The sequence below is a fragment of the uncultured Parasphingorhabdus sp. genome, from assembly GCF_963975555.1.
Classification (GTDB): Bacteria; Pseudomonadota; Alphaproteobacteria; order Sphingomonadales; family Sphingomonadaceae; genus Parasphingorhabdus.
In genome coordinates this window covers 357,629-372,506 of sequence record NZ_CAXBHH010000002.1, presented here as the reverse complement: position 1 = coordinate 372,506, position 14,878 = coordinate 357,629, and the positions used below count along the sequence as shown (strand labels likewise).

Below are 14,878 nucleotides of genomic sequence, written 5' to 3'. Positions count from 1 at the left end.
AGGGGAAATCCCCGTTCACCCGACACACCCCGTCCGGCTGAAGAACGACGATATAGGGCAGGTCTCCTGACTTGCGGATCGCTGCTGAACATGCGCCTTCCCAGATCCGGAGATCCAGTGGCTTGTGGCATATCAGCTAGCCGCTTACAGTTGCGGGGGCAGTACCGGGATTGAACCGGGCGCAAACCCCATTCTCACCGATTTCCCATTGAATTCTCAATTAAGAGAAACCCTATATCTGGGGCCCCATTCTCTCAAAACCATCCGGGTTGCAAGCCCAAACTGGATTTTAGAGCACGAGTCGGGCGCGGATGCGTTCAATCTCTCCGAGAACAGGCTGAGGGAATATCATGGCGATCTTATAATAGGCTGATATATTGAGATAATATCTGAGATAAGGGATGCTGAATCTGCTTCGCTCACCGATTTTAAATATGCTATAGTCGGTCATTATTAGAGGATTGATCGTCATGTTTGCATTTTTGAGTATAGCCTTGTTCAGCGCTGCATCCGCCACCAATGTAGCCGACGCGGGAACCGCACGTGTCGCCTATTCCAATTGCCTGGTCGAATTCACAAACGCCCAGCTTGATGAAAAAGTCGGGACTGGTACTTTCAAAAAGGCCGTCCAGACCGCTTGTTCTGACGAACGCAATGCCATGATCGCCGCGATGAAAAAGGACGAAATGGAATTTGGCAGTTCGCAAAGCGAAGCGACTAGCTATGCGACCGAAGAAGCCGATGGCGTATTATTTGCCTTTACCGACGGTTATGCCGGATTTGCAAGTTCGAGCACGCGACCCGTCAAGGAGGATTGATGGCGTCGCTTCTGGGAAACTAGTTTTCCAGAGGTGTCGGTCTTTGAATAACGACCGTTCATTCAAACGTGATAAAATCCCTGATTTCGGCTGAATTCGGGCCTAAGGTGATCGGGTTGCGTACGCCGGGCAATACGCAGATGTCGAACAATTCGGTGATCGCGCCATCAAAGCGGAGCCAATGGGCGACATTACCCGTTTCCAGATTGAGGATATGCACACCGCACCAAGCATCGGCATCCTTTTCCTCCAGCTTGTCGTCCAGTGCCAGCCCTTCAAAACGGCCATGGCGTGGCTTTGATAAGGTTGTGACGGCGAAATTGCCGTGAAACGCCAGCCCTCGCAGGAAGCCAGGGAAGAAGGCCACGGACTGGAAGTTCTTGTCTTCGGGGTCGATCCAGCCAAGTTCACCGCTGCCGGAATTGAGTACCCATAATTTCCCGTCGTACCAGCGCGGACTATGCGGCATCGACAGGCCTTCCGCCATGATCTCGTTGCTATCAATATCAATGATTACGCCACCATCATGGCGCCGGTCACGCCATCCATCGACGACATCGCTGCAACAGACGGCCGAGACATATTTAGGTTCGCCGTCCACCATAGCCAGCCCGTTGAGATGGCAGCGGTCCTCCGGCGCAAGCTTGCTGATAAAATCCGGTTTCCAGATCGGCTTGAAACTATGCTTGATATCGGGTTCGCACAGACAACTATAGCGCGTGTTGATATAGACCAACCGCCCGTTCTTGCGGATGCCCAGTTCATGAATGTCGATATTGCCGGTGGTCTGCATATTGCGCGGCACATAGACCTTGTCGTGCACATTATTGGCGGTCTGACCCGCCGCGAGCACATTTTCTAGCCGGACAACCTGGGTCAAGGTCCCCAGGTATATCCGCTCGCTGTCGCCCGCGACGCCCATGGCTTGCGGATATTGCGCTTCATGCAGGGCAAGCTTTCCATCCGGACCGGAGCCGATCAGATACAGGCGTCCGGTTTGATAGGATGTGAAGCCAAGCGAGATATCGTTCGCGGCGAGAAACGCGGCGAGCCCGTGCGAGAAATCTATGTCAATCTTGGCCGCGTCCGGCTGCGTCGGAGGGGCCGCCTGTGTTGGATTAGTGGTGTTTTTCTGCGAAGCTTTTACGCTCTTTCCTGCCTCCGCCGGTTTTTCTTTTGCCACACCATGCCCCCACTGATTTCCAATGCATGTGCCAAATCCGTCATCCGGTCACAAGATAAAAGGGAATTTTGACCGTTAATCCCTTGGTCCCGGGCCATATCACCGATCGGCCCTTTATCCGCAACTAACCACTGCTGCGGATGCGTGGAATAATCATCGGCGAAGCGGAGCCGAGAGCAGGGCGTCGGCAATTGCTGTGCGCATCTTCTTCGGACGCAAACGTTCGTCATACGGATGGCCGCGCAATGGCAGCTCGTCGGTCCTGCGCTTGTAATCCGGATAGCCGGGACGGTTCATATAGCTGACCTGATCCGCCAGAGACCATGTTATGATTTGCTTTACATTCGGAAAGTCCAGCGTCAGGTCGAGATAGGCTTTGGTATAGGCCGCGGTTTCCTCGTCACGATATTCAGGGTCCATATTCTCTATATTGCGATCGCTGCAATCCAGTTCGGTCACGATAACATCCAGCCCCATAGCCGCGATTTCTTCCAGAAAAAGGCGCCAGCCGACTTCATCCCGGGGTCTGCCCAGCGTATTACCGAGGTGGCTCTGGATGCCGAGAGCGTCAATCGGCACATCGCGTGCCAGCAGACGCTCAAGCAAGCGCAGAAGCGCATTGCGATGGACTGGTGAAGCCTCCCAGCTCATCGTGTCGTTATAAACAAGCTGTGCCGCGGGTGCTTTCGCCTTCATCATTTTGAAGGCTAGATCGATGAAGCGTTCGCCCATCAATCTGTTCAAAGCGGTAGCCCGAATTTGACCGCTTCTAGGATCAATAGCTTCATTGACCGCATCCCAGGACGTGATCTCCGGAAATGCCCGGCCAAGATAAGCCGCGTGTCGCCACATCCGCTCGGCCAGTCGCTGTCTTCGATCACGGGGCAAGCCATCCATCTTTTCAACCAGCCAGGCTGGCATACGCTCATCATGATTCCAAAGGAAGCAATGACCGCGGAGTGCCAAGCCGTTGCTCCGTGCAAATTTCGCAAGCTTCTTCGCCGGCCCGCTGTCGCGTCCATTGTGTTCTGGTTCGAGATATTTCCACTTGAGACTATTTTCCGCCGTGATGGTATCGCACTCGCGCGCTACCAAGCGGGCAAATTTTTTGTCATCTAGCCATCGGGCCGATACCGCGCTCCCGAAAGAAATGCCGCGTGCGCCGGCAATCGTAGCAAGGGACTTATATGGCGCGGCAGCAGCCATCGACCGAAACGGCGATCCGACCGCCAATCCTGCCGAAATCGCACCGGACAACATCTCCCTGCGTGTCAAGACCGGCCTCATCATCTTTGATCTTGCTCCCTTTTGCGGAGATTAAGCTGGTGTGGACAAGGAATGTCAACGGCCTTGGTCATTCGAAAAACCTGACGACTTTCCAGTATGTTAATGGTTGTTAACTCTGAATTCATAAGGAAATCTGCGACATCTTGACATGTAAACAAGTCTAACAGGATGTATTCGATTCTTGTTGTCGGGGGCAAAGACCTGCACATCAAACCTGCGCAGCGAGATATTGCGCGCCAGTAGTACCTGGCCAGGGAGCTAGCCCGATAGAGATGCTAGCCCGATAGAACAGCAACACTAAAAGAATAGGCCCCCGATATGAACGGCAAAAAAATACTTGTGCTTGGCGGAGACGGATTTTGTGGTTGGCCAACGGCCTTGCATCTTTCGTCCATCGGTCATGACGTCACCATCCTGGACAACCTGTCGCGCCGGCGGATCGACCTTGAACTCGGCATCCGCAGCCTGACTCCGATCGAACCAATCGACGTCCGGGTAGAGGCGTGGGAAGAAGTCTCGGGAAACCGGATTGACTATGCCGTCATCGATATTGCCAAGGACTATCAGGAATTTTCCGATTTTCTTGAAGAACTTCGTCCGGATACGATCGTGCATTTTGCCGAGCAACGCGCGGCCCCATATTCAATGCGCGGCGCGAAGGAAAAACGCTATACCGTCGATAATAATATGTCGGCGACGCATAATGTGCTTGTGGCTCTGACCGAACTCGGGCTGGACACCCATCTGGTGCATCTCGGCACGATGGGCGTGTACGGATATTCCGGTGCTGGTTTCCAACTGCCGGAAGGTTATCTTCCGGTTGAAGTGACCGATGACGAAGGCCAGCGGCACAAGCGTGATATCCTCTATCCGACAAATCCCGGCAGTGTGTATCACCTGACCAAATCACTGGATCAGTTGCTGTTTCAATTTTACGCCAACAACGACAAGATGCGCATAACCGATCTGCATCAGGGCATTGTATGGGGCACGCAGACCAAGGAAACCCGGCTCCACCCGGCGCTAGTTAACCGGTTTGATTATGATGGCGAATATGGAACGGTATTGAACCGGTTCTTGGTCGAATCCGCAGTCGGCTATCCGCTGACGGTGCATGGTACCGGTGGGCAAACCCGTGCTTTCATCAATATTCAGGATACCGTTCGCTGCGTCGAACTTGCCGTGAATAATCCTCCGGCAGCGGGTAGCCCCGTGAAGATTCTCAATCAGGTTGCTGAAACCTTGCGGGTCAAGGAACTGGCACAACTGGTTTCGGGTCTCACCGGCGCTGAAATTGCATATGTCCCGAACCCGCGCAAGGAAGCTGAGGAAAATGATCTTAATGTCAGCAACAGGCATTTGCGGTCACTTGGCCTTGATCCGATATTGCTCGCAGCCGGTCTGCTCGACGATACGTTAGAGATATCATCGCGTTACAAGGACCGGATCAACCTTGCCAAAATCCCGGCCCGTACGGCCTGGAATGAAGATCGTTCCAATGCTCTGGATGCTGGGAGTGCAGGCGATATCAAAAGCCAGGTTGTCGATTCACTAAGCCAAAATCCGAACCGGCAAGCCGCGTAATAATATAGCGAAAAGAAGAATATAATGAGATTAATCGGTGTAGGATTGCTGGCCTTTTTGCTGGCAGGAGTTCTTGTCCTTTTGGGGCAGGGCGGTGCTTTCAAGACTGGCTGGAGCAAACTTTCCGGCAGCGATCAACTGCAATTTTCCGACTATGAAGGTGCGGCAGAGCGAGGCTCTGTTACCAGCGGGACCGATGTTTTTACTACCGGACAAAATACGGATATTCCGCTCATCCTCAGCGGCTTGCCATCTTATACAGGCCAAATATTCCGTCTGCCCATAAATGCACGTCCGGTTAAGGGCCGGTATCAGCTGGTATTCTCAAGTCGTGTCTCCGATGGCGTTGAAGGCGTTTTGCGTGTTTCTATAAATGGTATCAAGCGCGCCGATATTTTGTTGAATCAAAGCAAAGTTCAGCAGAAAGTAGAGATTGAGCTGACCGCCACGGAACTTTCCTCCGAGGCTCTTGATGTGGGGTTGAGCTTGCAGGGTCGTGGCCCAATAGCCCAATGTTCGGTCGATGATTCTATTGCTGCGGTCGTCGAGATCAAACCGGAAAGTGGAATGCGGCTTGAGCTTTCCAAACCGGTCGATACGACCAGGGACCTGCTTGCTCTTTGGGGCGACCGTGTTCCGGTTTTGTGGAATGCCAAAAATGATAATGCAGATGAGTTGGTGACGATCGTCCACGCTGCCCGTCTGGTCGAGAAAGGCTATTCGCTCCAGTTCGGAACCAATGGCCTGGATAGCACTGCTCTGAATAAATTGTCCGGCGAAGCCAAAAGCCGTGGCAAATCTTTTGTCGGAGCAGCCTATCCAATCGCGATTGCCGATACGAGCATAAATCGCGGTACAAGAAAATTCGATCGTCGGACCAGCTGGCGCTATCACTATAATGCAAAGGACTTGCCCGAACAGATTTTGCCTTCCGCTTTGGATATGCGGCTGGCTGTCGGGCCGACCGGTAACGATGCTAGCTATGATCTCACCGTCATGCTGAACGATCATATGTTGTTTTCGCGTCGCCTCCCTGCTCAGACGGAACGCATAAGCCAATCCCTTTTGCTTCCTGCCAAACATCAGCAATCGGAAAATAAGCTGGAAATATCCCTCGCCAAAGCTGATCTGAACCTCAATCGCTGTGGGACCGAAACCCAGTCCATGGCCGAATTATTGCCGGAGACGATGTTGAGAGGGGGAGGGGAGAAAGCTTCAGGCAATCTCTCGATTTTGCAGGCGCAATTGCGTGCTGCTAATATGGTTGCGCTCGTTGGCGATATCAACACTGCTGTGGATGCCCAGGCGGTGGCACAATTGCTGGGTCAACTAGAACCTCGCGGATTGTCTTTTGTAAAAGGGACGTCGGGTGCAAACATTCGCATCGTGATCGGTGATCTTGCTGCGGGCATTGCGAAAAAAGGTGCGCAACCTACAGACTGGGTCATTTACCGATCAATGGACCGCAATGTCGGAATTGTTGTTCGCCCTGCGAGTCAGATTGAGGCGCTAACGGCTCCTGCAATAGCCTTGCTGATTTCGATCCCGAGCAATGGCAAGGATAATCGCCAGTCTGGAAATGCTGGTTGACCGAGCCTCAATCTGGCGATTCCAGGCGAGAAGCGCAATTTGGATCGGTCGATAGCCGCCCGCAGGGTCTGGCTACTTCGATATCGCCATTTCGCGTGCCGGCCATGCTGCTGACTTTTTGTCTTCTGGCATTGTTCCAGCTCTGGATATTCGGAACAGGGCAGGTCGACTGGTTGTTTCCGCAACGCGACTATATTTTTGCACCTTATACCGGACAGAATTCGATCGCTATCCGGACCTATATTGTCTCCTTTTACATTGCTTTTGCCTGCTACGGCAGTGGCTCTGTCTTGGCCCGGCTGTTTTTCGGTTTTGATCTTGTTCTGCGATTTCTCCTGATCTGTTGCTTGCTGGATCTGATAAACACTATTTTCCTGTCCTTGTTTGGCGATCCTTATGCTCTCGGGGTGGTGCAGATTTTTGCCGGATTGATCGGCTTTGGTTTGTTTTCGCTGATGCTGCTGGAGCGCGGATCAATGCCGGACAAAGTCGATATGGATATTGGGGAGAATCAAAATCTCCGTCCGGCGTTGCGCTTGGCAGCGACTGCGGTGATTGCAGCAGCCCTGTCGGGGTTTGTCGGCTATTCAAATTTTGCGGTCATTGAAGGACTGCGGGACATCACGTTGTTGGGCGGGATCGGTCCGGGTGTTTTGCTGTTTCTGCCACTGCTTTTTCTTCAGCTATATGTGATCAGCGTGATCGAGCGCAGATTAGATGCAAAGGAGGATTATCGCTCCCCCGTCAGCATCATTGTGCCCGCCTATAACGAACAATATATAATCGCAGATACGATCCGCCATATCGATCAGGCGGCGCTGCATTATGGCGAGCTCGTAGAACTCATCGTGCTGGATAATGCTTCTACAGATGATACGGCAACGGTCGCGCAGGCAGCAATCGATGAGGCGACTTCGTTACAAGGGCGGATCGTTCATGTCGCGCAAAGCGGCAAGGCGCACGCTCTCAATCGCGGTATACAGGAAGCCCGGCATCCGATCACCATCCGCATCGATGCAGATACGCTCATCGGACCTGACAATATAAGTCTTGCCGTGCAGAATTTCTCCGACGATGAAATCGGCGTCGTTGGCGGCATACCTTTGCCCCCCGGTGGCGCCATTTTCGACCGCGCCCGGCTGGTCGAGGTGCTGGTAAAGCATGGCTATTATTCTCCAGCGCTCAGCTCATTGTGGGGCCTTGTCGGCGTGCCCGGCATGTTTGCGGCTTACCGGACCGGACCGCTTAAGAGTGTCGGCGAATTTGCAGCGGGTATGAATGGCGAAGACACTGACATGTCATTGCGGATCGGTGAAATGGGCTATCGGGCTATCGTCGATCATCGCATCCACTATGTCTCGGAAGTGCCCACCAGCTTTGCGCATTTGCGCGAGCAACGGTTGCGTTGGTTCCGTTCCGTCTATCACGTCTCTTCCCGTTGTCAGGACATCATCACTTCGTCTTCTTTGACCATGCGCGGCAAACTCATTTTGCCCTATATGCTGCTGAATTCCGCACGCCGGGCAATGATGGTTCCGATTCTTCTTTTCGGCATATTCCATTTTTTTACCGACACAGATCCGACCAGTCCGCTGGTGTGGCAGGCGATTGCCGCGGTGCTGATCGGCGCCCCGGTCTTGGTCGCGGTCGCGGCGGTTCTGATCAACCGGAGGCCCGATGCATTATTGGCGATACCGGAATATGTGCTGTTTCGCGTCATGCGCGCGTGGTTCACTCTGGAATCCGTGCTGACCATTCCGATTACTCGGACGGCCAAATCCTTCCGCAAACCCTCTCTCTCGACACAAAGCGATGCAAGCCAATGAAAATATCTGTTCTGCTCATGACTTTAGCCCTGGCGGTTCCTGCAAGCAGTGCTGCGAAGGCAAAAGACAACGAATTTTTTGCCACCGCAGAATTGTTGGCAGGGCGAGACGTCGTACCGGCCGACATCATCGAAAATGGGAGCGATCAAGACCGCATTGCCAGCGCCATCGAGAGCGAGGTCCGGCTGGGCTATGATCTAGGGGCGTTGCTGGTCGATTTTGGTGCAGAAATCGCTGTCTACCCGGAGGACAGCCGCTTCAATCGCTACGCATTCGGTCCCAGCATTCGCGGTGACTTTCCTTTGGCAAACAAGGGGGCCATGCGATTGCGGCTCGGCGCTGAATATCAATATGTTCTGGGTGACGACGGACGCGTGTTTGACCGGCCGCGGGCCGAAGCGCAGATAATCCATCGCCACTCCAGAGAACATACCACTACGGGCCGCTTGCGTTACGGCTTCCGCAACCAGTCGGAGGATCGCTTTACCGGCTTCGATCAATCCGAATGGCTTGCCGAATTGCGTCACAACTGGCGTCCTGACGGTGGCCCAACATCGATCAATATGTCACTGCTCGGAATGAAGCATGATGCCGATGACGGCCGCTTCAGCTATACCGGATATGGTTTTCGTCTGGTGGGCAGCACGCCACTGGCTGACAAGCTGACCGGCGTCGCCCGTTTCTCCGTCGTGCAGCGCGATTATGAAGACGATTTTTCGACGCTTTACCCCGTGCGCCGCTCGGATACGCATATACGGGCTACCGCCGGTCTCGACTATCAGGTCTGGAATCAGGTTTCGATATTTAGCGAGGCGGGATATGTCAGCAACGCGTCCAATGTGCCGGTTCGGGACTTTGACGGTTTTGTCGGCCGGGTAGGCCTCCGCTTTATCTTGGGAAACAGATAGGTTCGTGCGTCGATCGCGACGAGAATATCACGGACCGGCAGCACTATTGGATATGCGCAAGTTATTGCCGATCTCGTGACAAAGGTTGCGTTTGAAACTGGAAATGCGATAGCAGCTTCTTCTCAGTTAGGAATCACACGGCGCCGCCGGTGATCCGCGGCTGCTCACACAATTATATCCGAACCCCTCGATCCGAAAACCACGTAGGTAAATTTGTTAGGAAGGCTTCGCCCCATGAACACTCTGATGGACTACCGGGAAAAAATCCGCACGCATCATCGCACCGATGAAGCCGAGATTCTCGAGCATCTGATATCGAATTACGGTCCGGACGAGCAGACACGCAAGCGTATTCAGGAGCGCGCGATACAGGTTGTCCGGGACGTGCGGAGTGCTTCGGGGCCGACGCTGACCGAGAGCTTTCTGGGTGAATATGGTCTGTCTACAGACGAGGGCCTGGCTCTGATGACACTGGCAGAGGCGCTATTGCGCGTGCCGGATAATCAGACGATCGATGCGCTGATCGAAGACAAGATCGGCCCATCCAACTGGCGCGACCATATCGGCCAGTCGGAAAGCTCGCTGGTCAATGCGTCCACCTATGCGCTTGAGATGACGCGCAGTGTGATCAACAAGCCCGAAAGCCGCGGGCCGCTGGACGCTCTCCGGGGTGCAATCAAACGTTTGGGCGAACCTGTGATCCGCGTCGCTGTGCGTCAGGCGATGAAAGAGCTGGGCAATCAATTCGTGCTCGGGGAAGATATGAAGCTTGCCCTGAAGCGGGCAGAGAAGTGGAAGGCCAAGGGCGCCACCTATTCCTATGATATGTTGGGAGAGGCCGCGATCACGCAGGAAGGCGCGGATGAATATTTCGCCGCCTATACCGATGCGATCAGGGAGATCGCAAAAGTCGCGGATTCCGATGACTTGCGGGAAAATCCCGGTCTTTCGATCAAATTATCGGCTCTCTATCCCCGTTACGAGATGAGTCAGCAGGCCAAGGCTGTTCCCGATCTTGCCGAACGTGTCGGTGAACTGGCACGCGCTGCGCGCGACGCCAATATCGGCCTGAATATCGATGCCGAGGAAGCTTACCGACTTGGCATATCGCTCGACATGATCGAAATGGTGCTGAGCGATCCGCGTCTTACCGGCTGGGACGGCCTGGGCGTTGTTGTCCAGGCCTTTGGCAAACGGGCCAGCTTCGTACTCGACTGGCTTTATTCGCTGGCGACCCAACTCGACAGAAAGATCATGGTTCGTCTGGTCAAAGGCGCCTATTGGGACAGCGAGATCAAGCGGGCGCAAATGGATGGCGTGCCCGATTTTTCGGTATTCACGACAAAATCGGCGACCGATATCAGCTATATCTGCTGCGCGTCCCAGTTGCTGAAAATGACCGATCGCATCTACCCACAATTTGCTACCCATAATGCCCACAGCGTTGCGGCCATATTGGAAATGGCGGGCAACAATCAGGATTTCGAATTCCAGAGACTGCACGGCATGGGCGAAACATTGCATGATGCATTGCTTCGCAACGAAAAAGTCCGGTCACGGATATATGCGCCGGTCGGCAAGCATCGTGAATTGCTCGCCTATCTGGTGCGGCGCCTGCTAGAAAATGGCGCGAACTCGTCTTTTGTCAACCAGCTGGCCAATCATACGGTCGCCGCCGAATTGATCGCAACTGATCCTTTCGAGACGCTGAAGGCCGATCAGCAATCCAGCCAGTCGAAGATCATCAGGCCTGCTGATCTGTATCAGCCGGAGCGCGTCAACTCGCGCGGTTGGGATCTGGCCAATCGCACCGATATGAATGAATATGTTGCAGAGCGCGCGCCGTTCGCCGAGAAGCTATGGCGTTCGTCAGCTATAACTGTGCGGCCAGTTACCAGCGGAACCTCAAAAAAGATATTCAATCCGGCACGGGTGGACAGTCAGGTCGGCGAAGTGATCGAGGCTGATGAAAGCCAGGCGCTTGCAGCCATAGAAGATGCGCGCGTCTGGGATGCTCCGGTAGCCGAACGGGCCAGAATATTGCGGAGAACTGCCGACCTCTACGAGCATCATCACGGCGAAATTTTTGCGTTGCTGGCACGGGAAGCGGGAAAGACACAGTTCGATACGATCGCGGAATTGCGCGAAGCAGTCGACTTTTTACGCTATTACGCCAAGGAAGCGGAGAAATACGTCGATGGCAAGCCGCGCGGAATAATCAGCTGCATCTCTCCATGGAATTTCCCGCTGGCGATATTTACCGGTCAGGTGGCTGCGGCGCTTGCCGCGGGCAATGCGGTACTGGCGAAACCGGCGGACCAGACTCCCCTTATTGCAGCCCTCGCGACCAATTTGCTGCACGAAGCTGGTGTGCCCGTGGAGTCCCTCCAGTTGCTGCCGGGTGCCGGTGCGACAGTGGGCGCCACGATCAGTGGAGACCCGCGCGTTCAAGGCGTAGTTTTCACTGGCTCAACCGCCACCGCACAGACCATAAACCGAAATATAGCGAAAAATGGTCAGGCGGACTCGCTTCTGATCGCTGAGACCGGTGGTCTCAACTGCATGATCGTGGATTCGACTGCTTTGCCGGAACAATCGGTTCGCGATATTATCACCTCTGCATTCCAGTCCGCCGGGCAACGTTGCTCGGCCTTGCGGGTGCTCTATCTGCAAGAGGATGTCGCCGAGCCATTTCTGAACATGCTATATGGTGCAATGGACGCAACGGAGATGGGCAATCCCTGGTGGCTGTCGACCGATATCGGGCCTGTCATCGATCAGGCGGCCCATGACAAGATCAGCACGCATATCGCCGCCGCAAAGGCCGAGGGCAGGCTGCTGAAACAGCTCGACTATTCCGATGATGGTTATTTTGTCGGACCGGCGGTCATCAAGGTCAGTGGCATTGACGATCTGGAAGAAGAAATATTTGGTCCAGTCCTGCATGTTGCCACATTCAAGAGCGGCGAGCTCGACAAGGTGATCACCGATATTAATGGCCGCGGATATGGGCTGACGTTTGGTCTGCAGACCCGGATCGAGCGCCGTATCGACAAGCTGACCAGTGCGATGAAGGTCGGGAATATTTACGTCAATCGGAACCAGGTCGGCGCAGTTGTCGGTTCGCAACCCTTTGGCGGAGAAGGGCTTTCCGGCACCGGTCCCAAGGCTGGCGGGCCACATTACCTGCCGCGCTTTTATCAAAGCTCCCGGCCCGTATCACTGGTCAATAGCGGCGACGAATTGAAGCTCGAAACCGTTCAAGCGGCTCTCGACAAACTCCCGGCTGTTGATACGCGGCCGCGCAGCTCTGAAATCATGCCCGGGCCAACCGGGGAATCGAACGAGCTGTTTGCTTATGCGCGCGGGACTATATTGTGCCTCGGGCCAACGCCGGAAGATGCCGCAAAACAGGCGCAGACGACACAGGAGCAAGGTTGTGTATCGCTGATCTGCGTGCCCGGTGTTACCGGAGAAAATGCTCTTGACGGCTTCATACCTCGGGAAGCTTTGTCCACGTTGACGGGTATAGATGCGGTTGTCTGCTGGAGTGAAATCGAAGATATCCGTGCGATCCGTGGGGCGCTTGCCAAACGCGACGGGGCGCTGATCCCGATCATCACAGAAGAGAAGTTTGGCCACCGTTGTTTGGTTGAACGACATGTTTGCATTGATACAACTGCTGCAGGCGGAAATGTTTCGCTTTTGACGTAATGGGTTTTGACATCACTGGCTGAATAACGAGCCGATGCCGGCAATTATTGCATCGCGTTGTCAATAAGGGCATCGCAATTCAGTGATTTCGGTTTCCGGATAAAGGCTGCGTCCTGCTTGTCGTCTTTGCCGATGCCCAGAGCGCTGCCAATAGATTTGGTCGCGACGGTTAAGACATCGCCAAGCGATGGCTTCTCGGCTTTCTGAGCAAGTCCCAGACCAGCAACCGAAACGGTTGGTGCGTTCAGGCTTCCCGATATCCTGATCGGGTCAACGATATGCAGCGCGCTTTTGCCCTTTGCACCGCCACGCATGATCAGGGCAATTTTTTCACCGTCGAGAACAATATTGCCTTCGGCGCGTCCCATTGACACGGTCGTATCGACGGCAACCGGCGAGGGGGTCAATATACCATTATTTGCGCTGAAATTGACCACCAGACAGCGCAGCGGAACACGCGCTTTTGGGTCATCGATTATTTTTTCGATTGCTCCACCGAGATTTTGGCCAAGAACATGGGCCGCGGTCGCCCGCACGCTGCCACCGCTGGCAACCATCGTCGCCTTGCCATTCGCTTTCTCAAGAGCTGCCCTGATTGTGTCGCCGCTGCCGGATAATTTTATCCGGCCCCGCATTTTTGCCGAGATAATATCATCATCGCCGATCAAATCCGCAATTGAAGTGCCATCAAGGGTCAAGTCAGTCGATAGTTTGGGTGCTCCGCTACGATGATCCAGTCGCACACTGCCTGTAAGTTGGCCGCTTTTCATTCCGGCGACCAGATTGGTAATGTTGATGATGCGGTGGTCCAGCGTCAGCTTGCCCTTCAGGCTGCGGAAGACACTGTCTCTGCCAGAGATAAGCCGGGCAATGGTGAAGTCAATTTGACCGTCCGTCGGGCCCATTTTTGACAGATTAATTTTGGTATTTGGAAGAACCCTGGGGCCTATCCGCCTCTTCTCTGCGGCCGCTCTTGCAAGACCCTCATCGTCGGCCAAATCATCGAAGTCCATGCGGGATGCATGGACCGTGGCATCAATTTTCGTGCGACCGTCGCGTTTCAAGATATTTGCTTTGGCGGTAAGCCGGGATTGCCCGATCGAGCCGTTTAATTCATCGATGTACCAGTCCTTATTCTGGTGACGTATAGTGGCGTGGAGGTCAATCGGTTGGGTGCCGAAAAGTCCTGCTTCTATAATTTTATCCAGATTTTTGAGCGTAGGTGCGCGGGCGGAAAGCGACGCCGTAAAGCGGTCTAAATTCAGGCCTCCCGCCATCTTTCCGGTGCTCGTTAAATCCAGTGCTGGCGATCGGAGTGACAGAGTAAAAGGGTAATCGGCATCTAGGTTGTCACCCGTGAGGGCGGGCCCGGTGAACTGGAAGTCCGCTTTGCTGTTCAGGAAAGTGCCGCTTGCAGTCATCCGCACTCCCTTTTCAGCATCAATCGCTAGGGGGCCAGCGAGTACAAGGTCCCGTTTTTCGTCTTTGAAACTGAACTGGGAGTTTGTGACAACAACGTCGGCAAACTCCAACGCATTGCCGCCGTCACCGCCGAACTCCCAATTTTTGCGACCGTCCTTGTCACGGACAAGAGATATTTCCAGGCCGTCTATCGTGACGCTATCGAGACTGTTTTTGCCGGCTATTATATCGAACACATTAACCCGCGCCGATATCGCCTGCAGTTTCACAAAATCCGATTTTCCCGCCCAAGTCGGCTGTCCAATCCGCAGATCGTGGACGGTGATGACAGGGGAATAAGAGAAAAAACTATCCCTGCTTAACACCCCGATTTCGACGGGACGGTCGGATGCTCCACGCAACTCGCTGGTGACCAGGCCCCGGATCATGGAAGCGGGAACCGCTCCCAATGCGAGCACCAAGAGAACGCCACACGCCACTATTATGACGGCGATAATAGCCAGCCATCGCTTGTTTCGAAAAGCCGGGCGTGTGACGTTCATATCG

Annotated in this window: 9 protein-coding genes and 1 riboswitch; of the genes, 6 read left to right on the top strand and 3 right to left on the bottom strand. The window is 54.2% G+C overall.

The window, feature by feature from the left end; genetic code table 11:
• Nucleotides 1-38: 38 nt before the first annotated feature.
• A riboswitch (cobalamin riboswitch) is annotated at nucleotides 39-250 on the bottom strand.
• Between the two features lie 220 nt (nucleotides 251-470).
• Nucleotides 471-818 carry a hypothetical protein gene (locus AAC060_RS07145; protein WP_339824365.1) on the top strand — a complete coding sequence of 116 codons (348 nt, stop codon included), beginning with the start codon at nucleotides 471-473 and terminating at the stop codon, nucleotides 816-818.
• Nucleotides 819-876: 58 nt separating this feature from the next.
• Here the strand turns inward: AAC060_RS07145 and AAC060_RS07140 are convergent, their stop codons facing one another.
• Both AAC060_RS07140 and AAC060_RS07135 read right to left on the bottom strand, forming a co-directional pair.
• Complete coding sequence (locus tag AAC060_RS07140; RefSeq protein ID WP_339824364.1) at nucleotides 877-2,001, bottom strand: TIGR03032 family protein; 1,125 nt, start codon at nucleotides 1,999-2,001, stop codon at nucleotides 877-879.
• Between the two features lie 153 nt (nucleotides 2,002-2,154).
• Nucleotides 2,155-3,291: an endo-1,4-beta-xylanase gene (locus AAC060_RS07135; RefSeq protein WP_339824363.1), complete on the bottom strand. Its 1,137-nt coding sequence runs from the start codon at nucleotides 3,289-3,291 to the stop codon at nucleotides 2,155-2,157.
• A 315-nt stretch (nucleotides 3,292-3,606) separates the two neighbouring features.
• Here AAC060_RS07135 and AAC060_RS07130 point away from each other — a divergent pair, with 315 nt between their 5' ends.
• From AAC060_RS07130 to putA, 5 genes are all read left to right on the top strand, one after another.
• Complete coding sequence (locus AAC060_RS07130; protein ID WP_339824362.1) at nucleotides 3,607-4,872, top strand: NAD-dependent epimerase/dehydratase family protein; 1,266 nt, start codon at nucleotides 3,607-3,609, stop codon at nucleotides 4,870-4,872.
• A 24-nt stretch (nucleotides 4,873-4,896) separates the two neighbouring features.
• Nucleotides 4,897-6,462 (top strand): hypothetical protein, encoded by a 1,566-nt coding sequence (locus AAC060_RS07125; protein ID WP_339824361.1) that lies wholly within the window; start codon nucleotides 4,897-4,899, stop codon nucleotides 6,460-6,462.
• Nucleotides 6,459-8,288, top strand: a complete 1,830-nt coding sequence (locus AAC060_RS07120; RefSeq protein ID WP_339824360.1) for a glycosyltransferase family 2 protein — start codon at nucleotides 6,459-6,461, stop codon at nucleotides 8,286-8,288. Before AAC060_RS07125 ends, AAC060_RS07120 begins: the two co-directional genes overlap by 4 nt.
• Nucleotides 8,285-9,196 carry an outer membrane beta-barrel protein gene (locus AAC060_RS07115; RefSeq protein ID WP_339824359.1) on the top strand — a complete coding sequence of 304 codons (912 nt, stop codon included), beginning with the start codon at nucleotides 8,285-8,287 and terminating at the stop codon, nucleotides 9,194-9,196. Before AAC060_RS07120 ends, AAC060_RS07115 begins: the two co-directional genes overlap by 4 nt.
• A gap of 234 nt (nucleotides 9,197-9,430) precedes the next feature.
• Nucleotides 9,431-12,910 carry a bifunctional proline dehydrogenase/L-glutamate gamma-semialdehyde dehydrogenase PutA gene (gene putA / locus AAC060_RS07110; protein ID WP_339824357.1) on the top strand — a complete coding sequence of 1,160 codons (3,480 nt, stop codon included), beginning with the start codon at nucleotides 9,431-9,433 and terminating at the stop codon, nucleotides 12,908-12,910.
• A gap of 44 nt (nucleotides 12,911-12,954) precedes the next feature.
• Here the strand turns inward: putA and AAC060_RS07105 are convergent, their stop codons facing one another.
• Nucleotides 12,955-14,874 carry an AsmA family protein gene (locus AAC060_RS07105; RefSeq protein WP_339824356.1) on the bottom strand — a complete coding sequence of 640 codons (1,920 nt, stop codon included), beginning with the start codon at nucleotides 14,872-14,874 and terminating at the stop codon, nucleotides 12,955-12,957.
• Nucleotides 14,875-14,878: the final 4 nt, after the last annotated feature.